1 protein-coding gene and 1 pseudogene are annotated in these 647 nt (G+C 58.7%); one reads left to right on the forward strand and one right to left on the reverse strand.

Annotated features, from left to right (window positions below; translation table 11 throughout):
- Nucleotides 1–102 (forward strand): annotated as a pseudogene (locus DBR18_RS29115) (cysteine methyltransferase); the annotation flags it as partial.
- 83 nt (nt 103–185) lie between these two features.
- Here DBR18_RS29115 and DBR18_RS12005 read toward each other — a convergent pair.
- The coding region (locus tag DBR18_RS12005) for an NUDIX domain-containing protein (protein ID WP_256588687.1) at nt 186–647 on the reverse strand (462 nt) is incomplete at its 5' end.

The following is a 647-nucleotide window of genomic DNA, read 5'->3' on the forward strand; positions in this document are numbered from 1 at the left end:
AAGTTGACCGGGTTTGCGGGCGGGCTTGAGGCCAAAGAGCGGTTGCTGGTGCTGGAGGGTGGTAGCTGGTCGGCGGTGGGCAGGACTGGGGATTTGTTTTAGAAGATCAAAAGAACGCAGCCTGCGGCAGCTCCTACATGAGAATGCGTTTCCTGTAGGAGCTGCCGCAGGCTGCGATCTTTGCTTTATCGGACAAACAGGTTATTCATCGCCGCATACTGCAACAGCATGATGGTCTTGGCATCGCAGATCTCGCCACGGTGAAACGCCGCCAGTGCTTCATCGAAGCCCCATTCCAGCACTTCCAGTTCTTCGGTTTCCTCTTCCAGGCCCCCGCCCTCACTGACCTTCGACTTCGCGTCGTACTCCGCAATGAAGAAATGCAGTTTCTCGGTCACCGAGCCGGGGCTCATGTAAGCCTCGAATATCTTTTTCACGTCGTGCACGCGATAGCCGGTTTCCTCTTCGGCTTCGTCGCGAATCCGCTGTTCCGGCGCCGCACCTTCCAGCAACCCCGCTGCCACTTCGATCAGCAAGCCGTCGTGGCCGTTGACGAACACCGGCAGGCGGAACTGACGGGTCAGCACCACTGTGCGCTTTTCGCGGTTGAACAGCAGGATCGCCGCGCCGTTGCCACGGTCGTAGAC

It is taken from the genome of Pseudomonas sp. HMWF021 (assembly GCF_003061005.1).
Classification (GTDB): Bacteria; Pseudomonadota; Gammaproteobacteria; order Pseudomonadales; family Pseudomonadaceae; genus Aquipseudomonas.